The following is a 19,388-nucleotide window of genomic DNA, read 5'->3' on the forward strand; positions in this document are numbered from 1 at the left end:
CCAAGTTGGCTCGCAGCAGGCAAGCGTGCTGGCTGGCTATGGGGGTGGCCCTACGGACCGCGTCCAGAAAACTGTCGGGTCAGGGCGGCCGGCGAATGTGTCTATCGTTTGCCGGAAAGCGTCTTCTCGACGTAGCGTGCGAAGTCCTCGACATCTTCTGCCGGAGGCTCCTGGCCGGTGAAGCTGCGCAGATAGGAGGCGACGTGCGTGAGACGGGTGCTCATCGGTTCGTTGAGCTCAAGCGAGTAATAGCCGATCTGCATGAAATAGAGGACGCGAGCGCGCACGAATGCGTCCTCCTCCTCATAGCCGTGACGTTTGAACATGTCGCGTATGGCATTGACGCGTTCCTCGTCGGCCTCGTCGAGGGCGCGCCTGATGGCGGGTGAACGCCGGGCCCAGGCCCTGATCGCGAAGTCCAGCCGGGGATCGAACAGCCTCTCATCCACCCAGCATTCGAAAATGCTCATCACGCCGCGGATGACGGTCGCGGAAGGCCGCGAGGCGCGTTCGACGATGAACCTTGTGTTGGTCTGCCGCCAATAGTCCAGCAACCGGTCGAGCAGATCCTGCCGGCTCTTGAAATACCAGTAGAAGCTGGAGCGCGAGACATCGAGCTGCTGGCCAAGCGTCAGCACGCGGACGCGTTCGACGCCGTCCGAGATCAGCGTTTCAAGCGCCAGTTTCAGCCAGTCTTCGCGCGTGGCCTTGATGTTGCCGGTGGCGCCGGCGCGCTGGATCGTCGTTTCGAGTGCTGCCATCTCTACGACGCATGACACGCCGCATCAGCCAAATCAAGGCTATGGACATAGGTGTACAGGGCAATTCGCCTGGTCGGGAATAACGCTCCGCGGATACCAGTCGGGCTGGCTGCGACGGCTGGCCCGGGGATTTTTGTCGCGGCTGTTCGACCAGTGCGTGCTTTCCCGCAAGGCATTTGTCTGGCAAATACCAATTCACCAGATGCCGCCGCGCGGCCAACCAGCAGGAAAGACCAGATATGGCACAGTTTCGAAAGAACCTCATCGATGGCGAATGGGTCGGCGATGCCGGCTCCCGCAACATCAACCCTTCGGACACCGGCGATGTCGTCGGCGAATATGCCTCGGCTGGGGTCGAACAGGCCAAGCAGGCCATCGCGGCGGCCAAGGCGGCGTTTCCTTCATGGTCCCGCTCCGGTCCATTGGCACGCCATGCGGTGCTGAAAAAGGCGTCCGACGAGATCATGGCGCGCAAGGACGAGATCGGCCGCAATCTGGCGCGTGAGGAAGGCAAGACGCTGGCCGAAGGCATTGGCGAGACCATCCGCGCCGCCCAGATATTCGATTTCTTTGCCGGCGAAACATTGCGCCTGACCGGCGAGATGGTGCCGAGCGTGCGGCCGGGCGTCGGCGTCGAGATCACCCGCGAGGCTGTCGGCGTGGTCGGCATCATCACGCCGTGGAATTTCCCCATCGCCATCCCGGCCTGGAAGATCGCGCCGGCGCTGGCGCATGGCAACACCATCGTCTTCAAGCCGGCCGAGCTGGTTCCGGAGAGCGCCTGGTCCATCGTCGATATCCTGCATCGCGCCGGCCTGCCCAAGGGCGTGCTCAACCTCGTGATGGGCAAGGGCTCGGTGGTCGGCCAGGCGATGCTCGACAGCCCCGATGTCAACGCCATCACCTTCACCGGTTCGGTCGGCACGGGAAAACGCGTCGCCGCGGCAAGTGTCGAGCATATGCGCAAGTTCCAGCTCGAAATGGGCGGTAAGAACCCGCTGGTCGTGCTTGACGACGCCGATCTTGCGGTCGCGGTCGATTGCGCGCTCAACGGCGCCTTCTTCTCGACCGGCCAGCGCTGCACCGCCTCGTCCAGGCTGATCGTGACCGAAGGGATCCATGACCGTTTCGTCGATGCGCTGAAGGAGCGGATGGGCAGACTGGTGATCGGCGATGCGCTCGATGCGCAGACCCAGATCGGCCCGGTCGTCGACGCGACCCAGCTGAAACAGGACGAGGATTATATCGCCATCGGAGTCAGGGAAGGCGCTACGCTCGCCTTCGGCGGCGAACGGCTCGACCGCAAGACACCCGGCTTCTATCTCAGCCCGGCCCTGCTGACCGAAGCCACCAATGCCATGCGCTCTTCGCGCGAGGAGATTTTTGGCCCAGTCGCCAGCGTCATCCGCGTCAAGGATTATGACGAGGCGCTTTCCGTCGCCAACGACACGCCTTTCGGGCTCACCTCGGGCATCTGCACCACGAGCCTGAAGCATGCCACGCAGTTCAAGCGCAATTCGGAGGCCGGCATGGTGATGGTCAACCTGCCGACGGCGGGCGTCGATTTCCATGTTCCCTTCGGTGGCCGCAAGGGCTCGAGCTACGGCCCGCGCGAACAGGGCCGCTATGCCATGGAGTTCTACACCACGGTGAAGACCGCCTATACATTCGCAGGCTGATCGGGCGCCGGCCTGTCGGGCCGGCGACCTTCACCGGGGAATCGGCATGAGGCAATGACGTTGCAGGACCTGACCTGGCTCAACCCGCCGCCGCATCACGCCGTCGACGGCGATGCGGTGCGCGTGCGCACCGGCAAGGAGACCGATTTCTGGCGCCAGACCTTCTACGGTTTCTGGCGTGACAACGGCCACTTCCTGCATCGGCCGGTCGAGGGCGATTTCACCGCCGAAGTCACCGTCAAGGGCGACTACAAGGTGCTCTATGACCAGGCCGGACTGATGGTCCGGCTCAGCGAAACGCATTGGATCAAGGCCGGCATCGAATACACCGACGGCCTTGCCTATTTCTCCGTCGTCGTCACCAACGACACATCGGACTGGTCGCTGGTCGCCATTCACGCCGGCCCGAACGGCGTCAGCATCCGCCTGACCCGCCACGGCGAGGCGATCCGCGTCCAGTATCTCGACGCTTCGGACGGTCACTGGAAGCCGGTGCGGCTCGCCTATTTTCCGATCTCGAAGACGGTCGATGTCGGCATGATGTGCTGTTCGCCGCAGCGCGAGGGTTTCGAGGTCACATTCTCGGGATTTTCGGTCGGCCCGCCGATTTCAAGGGAACTCCACGGCTGACGTTCCGGCCGGAACCGGGACATTGCAGCCGCGACGGTGTCTGGGCTAAGTCTTGCCGATGGGCATGTCGCGTTGGCGGGCAAAACTCAAAAAGGCGGTGCGTTCCTGGGCGCTGAGATTTCTCGGCGTTCCTTCCGTGCTGTGGTCGCAAGGCATCGCTTACTTCTGCGACTTCGCCGGACCCGATTGGTATCGCAACGCGCCGACCGAATCGACGCAGGACGAGGCCTTTTTCCGCGACCACTACAGTGGCGCACACGGCATCGTCTGGGTGCGGCTGAGCACATTGGCCAGGGAACGGCGAAACTGCGACCTCGATACGTTCACCCGGGTCGTCTTGCCGACCATCAAGGCTCCCTTCGTCCTGCTGACAACCGACGGCGATGCCTCGGTGCCGTCGGACCTGGCGAAGGACACCGTCGAGCGGCTCCTCGCCAACCCCTATCTGGTATCCTGGTACAGCCAGAACTGCGATGGCGTCCATCCCCGGATCAAGCCGTTCCCGATCGGACTGGACCTCCATACGCCACGCTCCCTTGCGACGCCTGCCGGACTGGTGCGGCAACTGCAAACCCTGCGCGGCCGGCAAGGCGGTGCGGATCGTCGCCAGCCCAGGATATTCTGTGATTTCAGCGTCAGCAGCGGCTCGAGCGATCGTCGGGAATTGCTTGATGTGCTGGACGGATGCCCGCATGTCGACTTCCTGAAAAGACGTGTTTCGCAGCGCGGCATCTGGCAGCTGTATTCGCAATATCCGCTCGTGCTTTCGACCACGGGAAACGGCCTCGACTGTCACCGCACATGGGAGCTGCTTTATCTCGGCTGCATCGTCGTGACCAAGACCTCGCCGCTCGATCCTCTCTACGAGGGCTTGCCGGTCATCATTGTCGAGGATTGGCACGAGGTCAGGGATCCGGAAGCGCCACAGCGCTGGATCGGCAAAGTCGCGCATCTGATGGACCGGGAATATTTGTGGCGACGCCTGCGGCCGCAGGCCTATCTGGAGCCCCTCAGGCAGGAACTTCGGCAGGCTGCCGCCTCACCAGGGGACGTGTAGGATCTCCAGCTTCGGCAGGCCGACCGGCCGGATGCCGAGATCGTTGGCGAGCACCCCAAAGGCTTCGGTCTCGATCAGGTCGCGGTAGGGAATTTCGGGGAAGCGAAGGCCGCCGCGATGCAGAGCGGCATCGACCAGAAGCATGGTTCCGCCGACCGCATCGAGGCCGATGATGTCGAGATGCCTGACATCGCTCAGATGATAGCGATATGGGGTCTGCTTGGGAGGCTGGTGCAGACCGCCGCGGATCTCGCGGTAGTAGCGATAATCCCTGGTCCGCCGTCGGATAACGAAACTTTTGAGGTCGAAGCTGTCGCCGCCGGCGATCTTCACGCAGTTGGGCACAGCGATGCGATGCCGCGTGGCGATCAGCCGGCCCAGCACATCGCCAGGAAAGCGCCAGATGTCGATATCGATCCACAGCGCCCAGTCGTCGTCTTCCTTCAGCCCGTGATCGATGAGGTAATTTCGCACCTTGGCAATCGCGCCGCGCCGCACGCGTTGCATGCTCGGCCTGGCCCGTTTTGCCCTGTCGAGCCTGGTGCCGACCTGTCGCTGCAGCAGCACAATATCACGATATCTGCCGGCCAGCCCCGTCGTCGCGGCCTGCAGCCGTTCCCAGCTGCCATCCAGGCTGTCGCCTTCGCAGAAGACCAGCTTGATCCTGTCCTTGGGGTAGTCGAGCCCGTCCAGCGCATCGAGAAAGGGTTGGATGAGGTCGGCGGCGTCGCGAAGCGGCACCAGAACAGCGATGTTCTGGCCCGAAGGCGGCGGCGCCGCCAGAACCGCCTTGTCGACGCCGGCTTTGGCCTCGGCCTCATCCAGATACGCTCCGCGCGTCAGCTGGTACCGAAGCCGATAGGCTTGGTTGCGCAGCCTGGTCGTCCATTTCGGTGGCGGCTCCGGGATCCACCATGTGCCGGCCCAGTGATGGATCGAAAGTGCTGCAGTATCGTCGCCGGCCTCACGTTCCATGCTCCCGGCAGACGTCACCGGCGAGAACAGGCCGGAAGGGTGAATGGCAAAGGCTTCCTGATCGCTGTAACCGCGCTGGGCGGAGGTCAAAAGGCAAGGACCGGTCGCGTCGAGCACGTCCTCGGCGTCTGCGAGCCCGGGCATCATGGACAGGACATGCATCCAGAACGGATGCCGGGGCGGGCTCGCGATTGTTCCGTTGAACAGAAGATAGGGCAGGCCCCGGAAGTCCGCCTGGACGGCCGCATGCGACGCCGGCTCCTTGCACAGCACGACACGGGTCTCGCCCATGATCGGATCGAAGGCTGCCACGCATTCGCAGTCGATGTCGGCATAGACCCCGCCAAAATGATGCAGCAGCATGTAGCGGGCCGCATCCGAGCGCTGCACGCCCCTCGTGTAGCCGCAGAACATCGACAGGAAATCAGGGTAGTGCTCGGCCACGAATTCGAGCAGCATCCGGTCGCTCCAGTACATCACCGTCCAGTGCGGATTGTGCCGCTTCCAGCTGTCTGCATAGGCCTGGAAGCGCGCTGGAATGGCGTCGCTCTTCCAGGTCTGGTGCAGGATTGCCGGAATCATCCGGTGGCGCCGTTTGATCCAAGCCCGTCACGAACGGCATCGCGGATCGCTTGCGGGCCGAACCTTGCCCATACCGCCTGATGCGCCCGAAGGCGTTGCCGCGCCCTGCGTTCGGGGTCGAGACAGAGTCCGATGGCCATCTCGGCAAGCGTTTCGTCGGATTGAGACAGCAGCACCTCGTCATTTTCGACCAGGTCCAGGCCTTCGGCCGCGATCGGCGTGGCGATCACCGGCACGCCCGCGGCCATTGCCTCCAGGATCTTGATGCGTGTGCCGCCGCCCGCCGTCAGTGGGACGATTGTGAGATGCGCGCTGGACAACAGCGGCGCGACATCCGCGGGATCTTCGATGAGCTCCACACCAGGCAATCCAGCCAATGCCTGCACTTCCGGTCGCGGGGTGCGTCCCGCCAGGACGAGCTTGGCATCCGGCAGGGCGTTTCGCATACGGGGCAATATGACACTGGCCAACCGCTGGGCGGCATCGATGTTTGGCGGGTAGGCGAGATGGCCGATGAACACGATCACCGGAAAGCCGTTGTCGGTCGACGGCTCGGCGGGCAGGCGCGCGAGACCATCCCCGGCCTGCGGAATTCCGTTCGGAACAACGTCGATCGGGATCCTGTGCCGGGAAAGCGTCATCAGCTTCTGGCGATCGAGGTTCGAGCAGACCCATACCCTGTCGACGAGGGATAGTGCTTTTCTCTCGAGGAGCCGGACGTTGAATGCTGCCGCGCTTCGCTTGGCACTGAGACGCCTGATCTGTCCGGCCAGGTCGGACTCGACATTGTGCATGTCGAGAATGAGTTGCTCCACCAGCGGCCGCAGGGGCCGCAGCAGCTTGAACAGGCCAACGCCCTCGACAATGATGGTGTCAGGGCGGAATTCACGGACGAGTGCCTCAAGCCGCGTCAGCGCGGAACGCGATATGCGATTCTCCGCCCTTGAGCGCCACCAACCGATCGAGGCTGTACGAGGTTCGCCTTCGATCGACAGGGCCTCGACCCGGATCAATGGATCAGGTGCATTCCTTACCTTGTTCGGCTTCACTGAAACCAGGCAGACCGGTCCGAACCTGGCGGCCGCTTCGGCGTTGCGATAGTTTCTCAGATCCGCACCTGAAGCTGGCGGAAAGCCCGGGTCGTGCGACACGACCACCGTACGTTTCTGGGTCGCCCGCTCGGGCTGGCCGACAGCTGGTTGCGCGCCTGTGCCGTTCAATGCTGACGCCTGGGGCTTTGTGCCAGGCAAGGGGTCCAATTCGGATGGCATTCAGAACGATTCCGTGATTACAGGCATCAGCGCCACCTTGTTTAGCTGAACAAGGCTTTCGTCAAGCACTGTATATTTTGAATACTGCCGCGCCCCGAGTCCTCTGCGCGGGGCCGGGTTCATCGCCTCGACCAGGCCAGCCAGCGCGCCGCCAGACGCCTGCGCAAGGAGGTGAACCGGGTTCGCCTGTAGGCATCGCCCGCCATCTTGATGCCTTGTGCCTGCGTCGGGAACGGATGGATGACGTCGGCCAGGGCGTGCAATCCCATGCCCGACCTTATGGCAAGCGTCACCGCATTGATCATCTCGCCGGCATGGGCGGCGACGACCGTCGCCCCCAGGATGCGGTCGGATCCCTCCCGGACATGGATCTTGACGAACCCTTCTTCCTCGCCGTCCATCACGGCGCGGGCGACGTCATGCATCAGCACCGTATAGGTCTTGACCGGAATGCCGTTCTGCCGCGCCTCGATCGGATAGAGCCCGACATGGGCGATCTCCGGATCGGTATAGGTGCACCAGGGAACGACGAGGTCACTGAGCCTTTCGCGCCCGCGAAACAGGGCATTGCGCACGACAATGCGTGCCGTTGCCTCTGCGGTATGGGTGAACTTGTATTCCAGGCAAACATCGCCTGCCGCGTAGATGTGCGGATTGGTGGTCCTCAGGTGATCGTCCACCTTGATGCCGTTGGCGTCATACACGACGCCGGCCTCTTCCAGGCCGAGACCCCTGACATTGGGCGAACGGCCGACGCCGGCGATGATCTCGTCAACGGAGATCGTTGTCGTGTCGCCGTCCCGCAAAAGGTCGGCGAGCTTCTTGCCGCCTTCCTTGCGCACCGCCACCACCTCGGTGTTCAGGCGCACCTCCACCCCCTCCCGTGCCAGCGCGTCCGAAAGGATCTGCGCGGCGTCGCGTTCCTCGCCGGGCAGGAACATCGGATCGTTCTGCGCCAGGATGACTTTCGCACCGAGCAGGCAGAAGGCCTGCGCCGTCTCGCAGCCAAGCGGACCGCCGCCAATGACCAGGAGCCGCTCAGGACGTTGCGTGAGGTTGAACATGCTCTCATTGTCGAGATAGCCGGCCTCGGCAAGTCCGGGGATCGCCGGCCCGCTCGGATGCGCGCCCGTCGCGACCAGGGCCTTCTTGAAATGCAGCGTCTTGCCGGCGACTTCAACCGTGTCCGGTCCGCCAAACTGCGCTTCGCCGAAATAGAGGTCGATGCCTTCGGCTGTGATGGCCGCGGCTGAATCGGCGCGGCTGAGCCGCTGCCGGATCTGCCGCATCCGCATCATGACCCGCTCGAAGTCGACGGGAAGACGCGCAGGCGTGTCACCGCCGAAATTCTCGGCGTCGCGCATGTCGGCATAGAGCCTGGCCGTGCGGATGATCGACTTCGACGGGATGCCGCCGACATTGACGCAGGCGCCGCCGATCAGCCCGCGTTCGATCAGCGCGACCTTTGCGCCAAGGCTTGCGGCGTCACGCGCCGCGGTCAGCCCGGCAGGCCCGGCGCCGATGACGACGAGATTGTAGGGGCCGTCGGGCGTAGGGTTCTTCCAGTGCGGCGGATGCGCGCCTCGGACCAGTTCGACGTCGTTGCGGTCGACCGGGAAGGTGGCCGCCTTTGTCTGTTCACGCGCCATCGTAGGCTCCCGATGCGGAGCCTGCCGGCTGTGTCAGCCAGCCGCCGGTGAAACCTGCTTTGTCCAGGCCACGGCGGATGTGCGGATTGGAGCGCATCAGCTCCCAGACCAGGCGCGAGCGGTGGTTCTCGATCATCATCACCACGATGCCCTGGTCCAGCCCGTAATGGCCTTCCGACACCCAGCCGTCGCGGCCGAATTTTCGCCGGTTGGCCAAGGTCGGATTGAAGCCGCTCGGCAGGCGGAAATTGTCGATCACCTGGGGATAGCGCTCACCGAGATGACGCATGGCTGCCAGGCAGATGTCAGGCGCGAAAGGCAGCGACGCCGGATAGGACCATGGCGCGATCGTCCCGTCATCCGGCCCGAACGGTGCGCCGCGCGCGGCATAGCCCGAAAACCGGTGCCTCCGTCGCTCCACGCTGGCGCGGAAGCCGCCCGGCCCGTCTCCCGCCGAGAGGCCCCAAAGGTTCTCGCCATAGCCGTCGAAGCCATAGGGGTTGTGACGGGCATAATCGCGGTGGAGATAGGTCGAGCGGCGGCTGTTTTCGAAATAGTCCGAATTCTTCTCGCGCATGAAGGCGTCGCGGATGCCGGCGAAATCGATCCAGGCATGCGAGAATTGGTGCATGAACAGCGGGCCGCCATAGAGCACGTCATGGCCGTAGATGTTTTCCCATTGGTAGGTCGCCGTCCAGGCTTCGTAACTGTCGTCGGAAGTCGGGCTGTTCGGCGAGGCCATCGCCAGCACATAGAGGACGGTCGCCTCGTTATAGCCTTCCCAGCCATAGTGGAGAAAACCGCTCTTCGGCTTCCATCCTTGCCGCAAGGTCGGGCTGGCGCCTTGCGCCCAGCGCCAGTCGACGCGCCGGTAGAGCGCTTCGGCAAGCCGCCGGATTTCGGCCTCCTTCGCGTCCCCGCCGGAGAAATATGCGCCGGCCACCAATATGCCGGCCATCAGCAAGGCGGTGTCCACCATCGACAGCTCGCAGCGCCAGACGCGCAAGCCTGTACGCATGTCGAGGAAGTGGTAGTAGAAACCCTTATGGCCGGTGACGTTGTCACCACCGTTTTGGGGACTGGCCGAGAAGAAACGCAGCGCCGCAAGCGTCAGCTCCACCGCCGCCGCACGTGTCATCCAGCCGCGCTCGACACCGATCGGATAGCAGGAGAGGGCGAAACCGACGACGGCGATGCTGGCCGGCGAGTTCGGCCGCGATGTATCGGCGACCAGCCCGTTGTCGGGGTTCACATTCTCCAGGAAATAGCCGAAGGCCGCGCGCTGATAGCGGTCCAGGAGGTCGTCATCGGATAGTGCTGCAGGATCTGCTTCAGGCAAGCGATGCAATCTCCAGCCTTATGGCCGCGACCCCTGTCGATAGCACGGCGCCGGCACGGCGGCCGTGGGTCATCGCCAAACTGTCTCGTCGTGTCATGGCCTCCCCGCAAACCCTGTTCTGTCGCCGCCCGTCGCCGACTATATACGCCTGTCCAGTTCCGATCGTTGCCTCGTCACGCGGAATTGTAGTCGCACCGGCCAATGTTGGGATGTTACGGCCCGGGTCAATAAGTGGCGCGGCCGCCGGAGACGTCGAAGACGGCGGCGGTCGTGAACGAGCATTCTTCCGAGGCGATCCAGCAGATCAGCGCCGCCACTTCCTCGACCTCGCCAAAGCGCCTCATCGGAATCTTGGACAGCATGAAGTCGATGTGCTCCTGGCTCATCTGCTTGAAGATCGCTGTTCGAACGGCCGCCGGCGTCACGCAATTCACCGTTACCTTGGTCTTGGCCAGTTCCTTGCCGAGCGACTTGGTCAGTCCGATCACGGCGGCTTTGGACGTGCTGTAGGCGGAAGCGTTGGGATTGCCTTCCTTGCCGGCGATCGAGGCGATGTTGACGATGCGGCCATAATTGCGCTCGAGCATATGCGGCACCAGCGCCCTGTTGCAGTAGAAGACGCCGTTGATGTTGATGTCGATGACCTTCTGCCAGTCCTCGGTCGAATAGGCCCAGGTCGTCATGTTCGGTCCGGTGATGGCCGCGCTGGTCACCAGGATGTCGACGCCGCCAAGCGCTTCGATCGTCCGTGCGGCGGCGCCTTCGACGCCGGCGGCATCGGCGACGTCAATGGCAACACCATGCAGGCCAGGGATGAGAGTTTTCGCCTGTTCGATCTGGGCCGGATCACGGTCCCAGACGCAGACGCGTCCACCTTCCTCGACGATCCTTTGCGCGACTGCCAGGCCGATGCCCGAGGCTCCGCCGGTGATGACGGCTGACCGGCCAGCGAAGCGTCCCGCGAAGTTCGGCATATGGTCTTCCTCCCAATCGATGGCGAATGTGAAGTCAACCGCAACCAAGTTCAAGGCGGGATCGGGCTTGCCGGACGGGATATTGGTAGGCCAGCAGGAGCGCTATCGGTTCTGAAAGAACTGCAAGAACAGCTCCCGCTCGGTGGTGATGTCGAGCTTCTCGTAGATGCGCCGGCGATGGTTCTTGACGGTGCCGACGGTGATGCCGAGACGCTCGGCGATGTTGGCTGTCGGATGACCGGCGAGGATCAGCTGCACCAGCTCCCGCTCGCGCAGCGACAGTTCCGGCCACAGGCTTGTCGGGATGGTCGGCTTCTGTTGCGGCGAAGCGCCGGGGCCGGTCGGGGCAGAGGTGCGCGAAAAGTTGCTGCCGCGCGCCTTGATGTCGAGCGCATGCAGCGCCTCGAACACCGGCAGTCGCTCGTCCAAGAGGGCAATCTCGCTATCCTTGAACGAACTGGTCGAGCGGTCGAGGAAGATGCCCAGGCACCAGTCGCCGCCATCGGCCAGCATGATGCCGACCTCGTCGCAGATTTCGGACTGTGCCAGGAAGCCGGCTATGTACTGGCCGCGCTTGGCTTCTTCGTCGGCCAATCCCTTGAGTGGCAGGATGCCGAGACGACGCTCGCGTCGCCACGAGGCATAGAACGGGTCGAAGACGTAGTAATTGTCGAGATAGCGCCGCACCATCTGGTCCGAGAAGCGGCGGTGCTTGACGAATTCCGGCGTCTTGGTCGCCGAGTAGCGGGTGACCGTCACCAAATCGTGCGCAATGTCGGCCCCGATCAGGTCGATCAGGCAGTCGACATGCAGGTCGGTGCCGGTGGCGGCGATCGCCTTGGCCAGCGGCGCCCAGATGTTGCCCATGCGCATGCCCTTTTCTCGGCGAACCGCGCCGCGCAGTCATTGTGTCTTTAGGCATATGGCGCGATCCGCACGATCGAATCTAGCCTGCGGTCATTCTCGAAGAGGGAAGGCGACCCGTGGACCAGATCACCACCAACCCCATCGTCATCGGCATCGACGCCGGCGGCACCATGACCGACACGATCCTTGTCGATCAGGACGGCCACTTCAAGATCGGCAAGTCGGCGACCACGCCGAAGAACGAGGCCGAGGGTTTCCTCGCCTCGGCCGAGGACGCGGCCGATGCCTGGGGCATCTCGCTGGAGCAGCTGTTCTCCGGCGTCAACGTCGTGCTCTATTCCGGCACCGGCATGCTCAACACGCTGTTGTCGCGCACGGGGCGCCGGCTGGGCCTCATCACCACCAAAGGCCTGGAGGACATGATCCTGATGGGCCGCGGCCTGCAGGCCTGGGCGGACTATTCCTATGCCGACCGGCTGCATGCGGTGACACACCAGCATCCCGATCCGCTGGTGCCGCGCCGCCGCACCCATGGCGTCACCGAGCGCATCGACCAGTTCGGCGACATCATCCTGCCGCTCTACGAACATGAGGTCGCGACCGCCGCCAGGAAGCTGATCGCCGACAAGGTCGAGGCGATCTGCATCATGACCATCTTCTCGCATGTCAATCCCGTGCACGAGAAGCGCATTGCCGAGATCTGCCGTGAGGAGATCGCCAAGGCCGGGGCCGACATCCTCGTCTACACCAGCCACGAGGTGCGCCCGGTCATCCGTGAGCAGTCGCGGCTGAACTCGGTGCTGATCGAGGCCTATGCCACCTCGCGCGGCCGCAAGCAGCTCAAGGGCATCGAGGACGTCTCGAAGAAATACGGCTTCAAATATGGTGTGCAGACGCTGCTCTCCTTCGGCGGCCTGACCTCGATCAACCATCCGCGCCTGCATGAGACCATGATCTCCGGCCCGATCGGCGGGATTCTGGGTGCGGCCTATGTCGGCAAGCTGATCGGCAACGACTCGCTGATCTGCTCGGACATGGGCGGCACCTCCTTCGACATGGGCGTCATCACCCGCGGCCAGACGCGGATCGAGAACGAGCCATTGATGGACCGCTTCAAGCTCAACGTGCCGACGCTGCATCTCGACACGATCGGCGCCGGCGCAGGCATGATCCTAAAAGTCGATCCGCTGACCAAGAAAGTCTCGCTCGGGCCGGAAAGCGCCGGCTCCGATCCCGGCCCGATCTGCTTCGACAAGGGCGGCACCGAACCGACCATCGCCGATTGCGACGCCATCCTCGGCCGACTCAATCCGCACTATTTCCTTGGCGGCAAGGTCGTGCTGCAGGTCGAGAAGGCGAGGATAGCCTTCGAGGAAAAATGCTCGCGCCTGCTTGGCGTCGGTGTCGAGGAAGCCGCCGAAGGCATGATCGACATGCTGGAGGCCGACGCCAACAACGCACTGCGCCGCGTCATCTCCGGCCAGGGCATCCACCCCTCGGAATTCACCCTGCTCTCTTATGGCGGCTCGGGTCCGCTGCATCTCGCCGGCTGCTCCAGGGGCATCGGCTTCAAGGACATCATCACCTTCCAGTTCGCCGCCGCCTTCTCGGCCTTCGGCTGCACCACCGCCGATTTCATGCGCCGCCACTCCGTGTCGACGCAGCATGACATCGGCGCGCGGGCCAGCGACGACGAGCTGCTCGCCTTCGGCAAGAAGGTCACCGCCGTCTGGGACGACCTCACCAAGGCGGCGGTCGACGAGATGATCGTGGACGGCCATGCGCGCGAAAAGATCAAGACCGTGCCGTTCCTGATGATGCGCTACACCGGCCAGCTCGAGGACGTCGAGGTGATGGCGCCGCTGTCGGCCCTCCAATCGGCCGACGACATGCGCAGGGTCATCAACGAGTTCGAGGCGGTCTACGCCAAGGTCAACCATCGCGTCTCGCGCTATGGCGAAGCCGGCTTCTCCATCACCGAACTTGGGCTGATCGCCACCGCCGACAAGGTCAAGCCGGTGCTGCTCAAGCGTCCGCTTGGCAAGTCTGATCCGTCGTCCGCCCATAAGGGCGTGCGCGAGGCTTATATTGGCGGCCGCTGGCACAAGGCCAATCTCTACGAGATGGACTTTCTGCAGCCCGGTCATGAGGTGATCGGCCCGGCCATCATCGAACATCCCGCCACCACGCTCGTCGTTCATCCGCAGGACCGTGTCCATGTCGATGAGTGGACACTGCTGCACTACACCCACGCTTGAGAAGGGCGAACGCCATGCTGGACAAACCCGCCTCCGCCCTGCGCATCCGCGAACGGCTGATCGAATCCGAACGGCTCATGGAAGAGACCGGCTGCTATGACGGCATCACCGAATTGCAGCTGCGCAACCAGGATCCGCTGAAATTCGAGACGCTGCACACCAAGCTGCGCGCCTATTGCGTCTCGGCACGCGAAATGGCCCGCCGCATCTCGGCTTCGCCGGGCGTGCGCGAAGTCGGCGAGATGGTCGTCGCCATCTACACGCCGGAAGGCGATGCGATCGCGCTCTCCAACGGCATCATGGTGCATGTGCACACGATGAGCCGCTTCATCAAATGGATGATCCGCAACGGCTACGAGGAAAACCCTTGCATCCGCGACGGCGACATCTTCGCCAACAACGACGCCTTCATCGGCACCGTTCAGGTGCCCGATGTGATGGACGTGGTGCCGATCTTCCACTCCGGCAAGCTGGTCGGCTGGGCGGGCGCGGTCTGCCACGAACTCGAGGCCGGCGGCATCACCCCCGGCGGCGATGTGGCGCTGGCGCAGGAGCGCTTCACCGAGGGCCTTTTCGTCTGCGCCGAAAAGGTCGGCGAGAACGACGAGATCCGTCGCGACTATGTCATCCGCTGCGAGCGCAATTTGCGCATGCCGATCTATTGGGTGCTCGACGAGAAGGCCAAGGTCGCCTCCTGCATCGACATGCGCGAAAGCGTCAAGGCTCTGATCGACGAGATCGGCCTGGATTATTGGATGCAGGTGTCGAAGGAATTCATCGAGGAAGGCCGCCGTGCCCAGCTCGCCCGCACGCGCCAGCTCACGGTTCCCGGCATCTATCGCGGTCATACATTCTACGGCCATGTCACCGCGGGCAAGCCTGGCTATCAGCCGCTCGGCGATCCCGACTGGCTCTACAACATGCCGATCGAAATGGAGATCACCACCGACGGCAAGATCATCATGGACTTCGAGGGCACGCAGCCCTGGGGCTACCATTCGATGAACTGCACGCCGGCCGGCATGGATGGCGGCATGTTCGTGACGCTCACCCAGCACATGAATTTCGAGGGCCTCGTCAATGACGGCGCCTGGATGGCGACCGAGCTGAAGCTGCCGCACGGCACCTGGACCAATCCGGACAATGAGATGGTGGCGACCGCCACCTCATGGGCCTTGCTGCTACCGGCCTACGGCGTGTTCCAGCGGCTGTTGTCGCGCTCCTTCATCGGGCGCGGCTTTGTCGAGGAAGCTTTCGTCGGCCAGGTCAACAGCCCGATGATCGAGATGGGCGGCACCAGCCAGTACGGCAAGCTGTTCGGCATGGCGCATTTCGAATGCGCCGCCGCCGGTTCCGGCGCGCTGGCCATCAAGGATGGGCTGGACACCGCCTATGTCGGCTGGAACCCCGAATCCGACATGGGCAATATCGAGATCTGGGAACAGAACATGCCGATGGTCTATATCGGCCGCTCGATCGTTCCCAATTCCGGCGGCGCCGGCAAATATCGCGGCGGCTGCTCCTTCATCTCTACCTGGCTGGTCAGCAAGACCGACCATCTCAGGCTGGTTACATCTGAACATTCCTCCCGCGTGTTCGACAATGGCGGCATGTGCGGCGGCTACCCGGCGCCAACCTGCCAGAAGCACCGCGCGGTGCGCGATAGCAACATCTTCGAACTCGCCGAAAAGCGGGCGCCGCTGGCGCATCACACCGGCACCAACCCGCATCGCTCGGAACTCGAACTGCGGCTGCAGGGCGAGCACGTGACGATGGAAGGCCCTTACATCACCGCCCCGCACAAGACCGGCGACGTCTTCACCCATTCCTATAATGGCGGCGGTGGTTATGGCGACGTGCTGGAGCGCGACCCGCTCAAGACGGCGACGGATGTCGAGAACGGCTATCTCACCAAGGAAGCGGCTACAGGCATCTTCGGCATCATGCTCGACGAGGACGAGGACGGCTATCCCGTCGCCAACCTCGAGGCCACCAAGCGCCACCGCGCCGAAATTCGCGCCAGGCGGCTTGCGCAGGCAAAGCCGGTCTCGGAGTGGATCGCTACCGAACGCTGCCGTGTCGAGAAGGCCGACTTCGCGCCCGAGGTGAAGAAGATGTACGCCAGCGCGATCAAGCTATCGTCGCGCTTCACCAGGGAATTCAGCGATTTCTGGAACGTCGACGCCAAATCGATCTTCATGCCGGGAGCAAAGCCATGACCTCGTACAGCAAGGAAGTCATCGCCGATCTGGTCGCGGGCACGCTGCCCTGGCCGCAGACGCGCCGCGTCATGAGCGCCTACAAGGATGACGACCGCTTCTTCAAATACGTCGCGGTGCTGCAGGACCGTGTCGGCTGGAAGGACCCGATCCTGCTGCCGGTCTCGGATCACCTCTTCATCTGCCAGAGCGGCGACGAGCGTGTGACACGCTGCGAATGCGGTCACTCCTTCGGCGACTATCGCAAGAACTGGAAGCTCAAGGCTTCGATCATCGTGCGCAACACCGAGGAGACGCTGCGCGAAATCTATCCCAACAGCGATATCCCCGATCCGCAATGGATGGAGATCCGCGAATTCATCTGCCCGGAATGCGGCACCATGCACGAGGTGGAAGCGGCTGCCCCCGGCTATCCCATCGTGCACGATTTTCAGCCCGATCTCGAAGGCTTCTATCGCGAATGGCTGGGCAAGCCGCTCTAGAGAAAGGCGGACCGCGTCGACAAATACTCCGGAACCTGATTGCCTGCCGCAACCATTGGAGAAGCACGCGATGACAAACCTTGCTGGGCGCGGTGCAATCGTCACCGGCGGCTTTTCCGGGATGGGCTTCGCCATTGCCACGGCCTTGGCTGAAGCCGGTGCCAATGTCGCCGTCGGCTCCTACATCGCGCCTGCGGGCGCCGACAGATCCGACGCCGCCTACTATCCCGGCGTCGACGAAATCGAGCGCGTGCGCTCGGCCCTGTCGGCCCATGGCACCAGGGTGCATGCTGCTCACCTCGATGTCCGCGACAGCGAGGTCACCAACCGTTTCGTGGCGCAAGCCGAGGCCACCATCGGTCCTGCCGATATCTTGGTCAACGCCGCCGGCACCACCGCCGAGCAGCCGGTCTGCGGCCATTCCGACGCGCTGTGGGACAAGATCGTCGACACCAACCTGACCGGCGCCTTCCGCGCCACCCGTGCCGTGCTTCCCGGCATGATCGAGCGTGGCTGGGGCCGCATCGTCAACATCGGCTCGACCGCGGCTTCAGTCGGCTGGAAGGACAATCCCGCCTACTGCGCCTCCAAGGCCGGCCTGCTTGGCCTGACCCGCTGCGTGGCGCTGGAGGGCGCGACGCATGGCGTCACCTGCGTCATGATCAGCCCGACCTGGGTCGAGACCGAACTGATGCGCCGCAACGTGGCCCAGGTCGTCGAGCGCGAGGGCAAGGGGCGCACGGCGGAAGAAGCGATGGCCGAGATCGCCAGGGGCAACCCGCAGCAGCGCATGCTGCAGCCGCAGGAAATCGCCGCACTGGCCGTGTTCCTGTGCTCGGACCTGGCCAAGGGCATCACCATGGAAAACATCCAGGTCACCGGCGGAGCACTCTGGTAGCGTCCTCGTCGCTGATCCAGGCGGCTGTCGCGGGGCGGGCCACCGGCTGATCTCTCTGCGTTCGCTGGAGCAATTCCAGGAAAAGTGTGAACGGTCTTCCCACAGGAATTGCGTCAAAACAAAGAGTTAGAGTGGTTCGCCGTTTCCGCGAAACGGTGAACGGCTCTGATGTAAGACAAGGTGACCGGATTTGCCATTGAGCATGCGGTGCGATAGGCTATATTGCACTGCACAATGGAGATGCCGTTTATTGCACGCCCTCTTTGCGGATATGCCGGCCGGCTTGCGGCCTGCCGGGTTTGCTGGTCTTGGGCCGCGCCGACGGGACTCTGAGATGAAAATTCCAAAGTCCCTGCTGGTCGATCCCGAGAAGAACTCGGTCTATGGCGCTTTTGCCGTTGCCGTCTCGATCTGGGCGTTCTCCTATTCCGTCATTTTCGGCCAGGTGCTGATCCTGGCCTACTATGCCGTCTGGCTTCCGCTCATCCTGGTCGACTATCGGCGCTTCCTGCGGCAGCTTTCCAGCGCCTGGCTGCCGCTGCTGTTCGCGGCCTATATATGTTTTTCCATCTTCTGGTCGCAGGCGCCCGGCGTCACCGCCAGAACGGCGGTCCAGTACCTGTCCCACATCGCCTGTGCCTATGTCGCGGCGCGCACCGTCAGCGTGCGGACCCTGACCCTCGGCGCCCTGATCGGGATCTTCTTCGTCATGCTCTATTCGCTCAAGGTCGGGGCCTATTCCGAGGACGTCCTTGACGGCACCTACAATTTCGTTGGCGCATTTGCGTCCAAGAACCAGATCGGCTTCGTCGGCTCGCTCGGCATCTATTTCTCCGTGGTGTTCCTTGCTTTCCTGCGCCGTGGCCGGCTGAGTTTCATGCTGACCGTGCCTGTCGTGCTGCTGTCGGCCTACCTGCTGGTCATTTCGCATTCCGCTACCTCGATGGCCTCGATACCGGCGGTTCTGGCGCTGATCGCGCTTCTTGCCATGACCAAGCTTTTGTCACGGCGCTATCGCCGGGTGATCTTCGTGGTCGGCGCTGGCCTGATCGTCGTGGTGGCCTTTGTCGCCCTCAATCTCGGGCTCATGGACTTCGTGCTTGGCCTCTTCGGCAAGGATTCGACGCTCACCGGGCGGACCTATCTGTGGGAGCAGGGCTGGAACGCCGCGCAGCGCTCGCCGATCCTCGGCGTCGGCTATGCCGCCTATTGGGTGCAGGGCTTTGCCGAGGCCGAGCGGCTGTGGAACGAATTCTACATCACCACCCGCACCGGCTTCCATTTCCACAACACCTATGTCGAGGCGCTTGTCGAACTCGGCTTCACCGGAGCGGTGATGATCTCGCTGATCATGCTGCGCACGCTCTACGGCCATGTCTCGACGGTAATTTTCAAGGCATGGCAGGCCGAATCGGTGGTGCTGTTCGGCGTGATGGTGTTGCTGCTCATCCGCTCCTTCGTCGAGGTCGAGGTCCTCAACCCCTACATTATGGGCTCCTTCCTGATGTATTTCAGCTACTTCAAGCTGGCGCGTCTGCCGGTCACCCGCACCCGCTGGTCGCCGGCCTTCGAGCCGGCGGATGCGGCAAGGGGCGAGCCGGCCTGGCCCCGGCATGTCGGCCGTCCGGCCGCCGCCGATCAGATGTGAACTACGGTCCCGCGACCGGGTTCGACCTCATGTCGGACGCTAGGAATGTTCGCTTGCAGGCACTTGTCCACTGCAAGCGTCGCCGTCGACCTGCCGCGC

At 63.4% G+C, this 19,388-nt stretch carries 15 protein-coding genes; 8 read left to right on the forward strand and 7 right to left on the reverse strand.

Features of this window, described 5'->3' with window-relative positions:
- Positions 1-101: 101 nt before the first annotated feature.
- Entirely contained in the window at positions 102-761 is a 660-nt protein-coding gene (locus tag ACVILI_RS07230) for a TetR/AcrR family transcriptional regulator (RefSeq protein WP_038651681.1), read from the reverse strand.
- Positions 762-1,000: 239 nt separating this feature from the next.
- Here ACVILI_RS07230 and ACVILI_RS07235 point away from each other — a divergent pair, with 239 nt between their 5' ends.
- From ACVILI_RS07235 to ACVILI_RS07245, 3 genes are all read left to right on the forward strand, one after another.
- Positions 1,001-2,440 (forward strand): aldehyde dehydrogenase family protein, encoded by a 1,440-nt coding sequence (locus ACVILI_RS07235; protein ID WP_038651684.1) that lies wholly within the window; start codon positions 1,001-1,003, stop codon positions 2,438-2,440.
- 54 nt (positions 2,441-2,494) lie between these two features.
- Positions 2,495-3,070 carry a DUF1349 domain-containing protein gene (locus tag ACVILI_RS07240; RefSeq protein ID WP_038651687.1) on the forward strand — a complete coding sequence of 192 codons (576 nt, stop codon included), beginning with the start codon at positions 2,495-2,497 and terminating at the stop codon, positions 3,068-3,070.
- 64 nt (positions 3,071-3,134) lie between these two features.
- Entirely contained in the window at positions 3,135-4,127 is a 993-nt protein-coding gene (locus ACVILI_RS07245; RefSeq protein ID WP_240565056.1) for a hypothetical protein, read from the forward strand.
- Here ACVILI_RS07245 and ACVILI_RS07250 read toward each other — a convergent pair.
- The 6 genes from ACVILI_RS07250 to ACVILI_RS07275 form a co-directional block, all read right to left on the reverse strand.
- Positions 4,110-5,684 carry a glycosyltransferase gene (locus tag ACVILI_RS07250; protein ID WP_457102365.1) on the reverse strand — a complete coding sequence of 525 codons (1,575 nt, stop codon included), beginning with the start codon at positions 5,682-5,684 and terminating at the stop codon, positions 4,110-4,112. The two genes, ACVILI_RS07245 and ACVILI_RS07250, sit on opposite strands and share 18 nt — an antisense overlap.
- Positions 5,681-6,697, reverse strand: coding sequence for a glycosyltransferase family 4 protein (locus tag ACVILI_RS07255; protein WP_457102366.1), 1,017 nt, complete (start codon positions 6,695-6,697; stop codon positions 5,681-5,683). Before ACVILI_RS07255 ends, ACVILI_RS07250 begins: the two co-directional genes overlap by 4 nt.
- Positions 6,698-7,074: 377 nt before the next feature.
- A complete protein-coding gene (locus tag ACVILI_RS07260; protein WP_019862820.1) occupies positions 7,075-8,604 on the reverse strand; it encodes a mercuric reductase in 1,530 nt (509 codons plus the stop codon).
- Positions 8,594-9,943: a glucoamylase family protein gene (locus tag ACVILI_RS07265; RefSeq protein ID WP_038653758.1), complete on the reverse strand. Its 1,350-nt coding sequence runs from the start codon at positions 9,941-9,943 to the stop codon at positions 8,594-8,596. The genes ACVILI_RS07260 and ACVILI_RS07265 overlap by 11 nt, the downstream gene beginning before the upstream one ends.
- Positions 9,944-10,167: 224 nt before the next feature.
- Positions 10,168-10,917 (reverse strand): SDR family NAD(P)-dependent oxidoreductase, encoded by a 750-nt coding sequence (locus tag ACVILI_RS07270; protein ID WP_038653761.1) that lies wholly within the window; start codon positions 10,915-10,917, stop codon positions 10,168-10,170.
- Positions 10,918-11,019: 102 nt separating this feature from the next.
- Positions 11,020-11,790 (reverse strand): helix-turn-helix domain-containing protein, encoded by a 771-nt coding sequence (locus tag ACVILI_RS07275; RefSeq protein WP_038651696.1) that lies wholly within the window; start codon positions 11,788-11,790, stop codon positions 11,020-11,022.
- 110 nt (positions 11,791-11,900) lie between these two features.
- On the opposite strand from ACVILI_RS07275, the gene ACVILI_RS07280 reads away from it, so the two are divergent.
- The 5 genes from ACVILI_RS07280 to ACVILI_RS07300 all read left to right on the forward strand — a co-directional run bounded on the left by ACVILI_RS07280 (position 11,901) and on the right by ACVILI_RS07300 (position 19,289).
- Positions 11,901-14,042, forward strand: coding sequence for a hydantoinase/oxoprolinase family protein (locus ACVILI_RS07280; protein ID WP_038651699.1), 2,142 nt, complete (start codon positions 11,901-11,903; stop codon positions 14,040-14,042).
- Between the two features lie 14 nt (positions 14,043-14,056).
- Positions 14,057-16,261, forward strand: a complete 2,205-nt coding sequence (locus ACVILI_RS07285; protein ID WP_038651702.1) for a hydantoinase B/oxoprolinase family protein — start codon at positions 14,057-14,059, stop codon at positions 16,259-16,261.
- The gene (locus tag ACVILI_RS07290; RefSeq protein WP_019862825.1) at positions 16,258-16,743 is read left to right on the forward strand and encodes an acetone carboxylase subunit gamma; all 486 of its coding nucleotides are present in this window, start codon (positions 16,258-16,260) and stop codon (positions 16,741-16,743) included. The genes ACVILI_RS07285 and ACVILI_RS07290 overlap by 4 nt, the downstream gene beginning before the upstream one ends.
- A gap of 70 nt (positions 16,744-16,813) precedes the next feature.
- On the forward strand, positions 16,814-17,641 hold the full coding sequence (locus tag ACVILI_RS07295; RefSeq protein WP_038651705.1) for an SDR family NAD(P)-dependent oxidoreductase: 828 nt from the start codon (positions 16,814-16,816) through the stop codon (positions 17,639-17,641).
- A gap of 334 nt (positions 17,642-17,975) precedes the next feature.
- Entirely contained in the window at positions 17,976-19,289 is a 1,314-nt protein-coding gene (locus tag ACVILI_RS07300) for an O-antigen ligase family protein (protein ID WP_038651709.1), read from the forward strand.
- Positions 19,290-19,388 lie beyond the last annotated feature (99 nt).

The sequence above is a fragment of the Mesorhizobium sp. USDA 4775 genome, assembly GCF_054062655.1.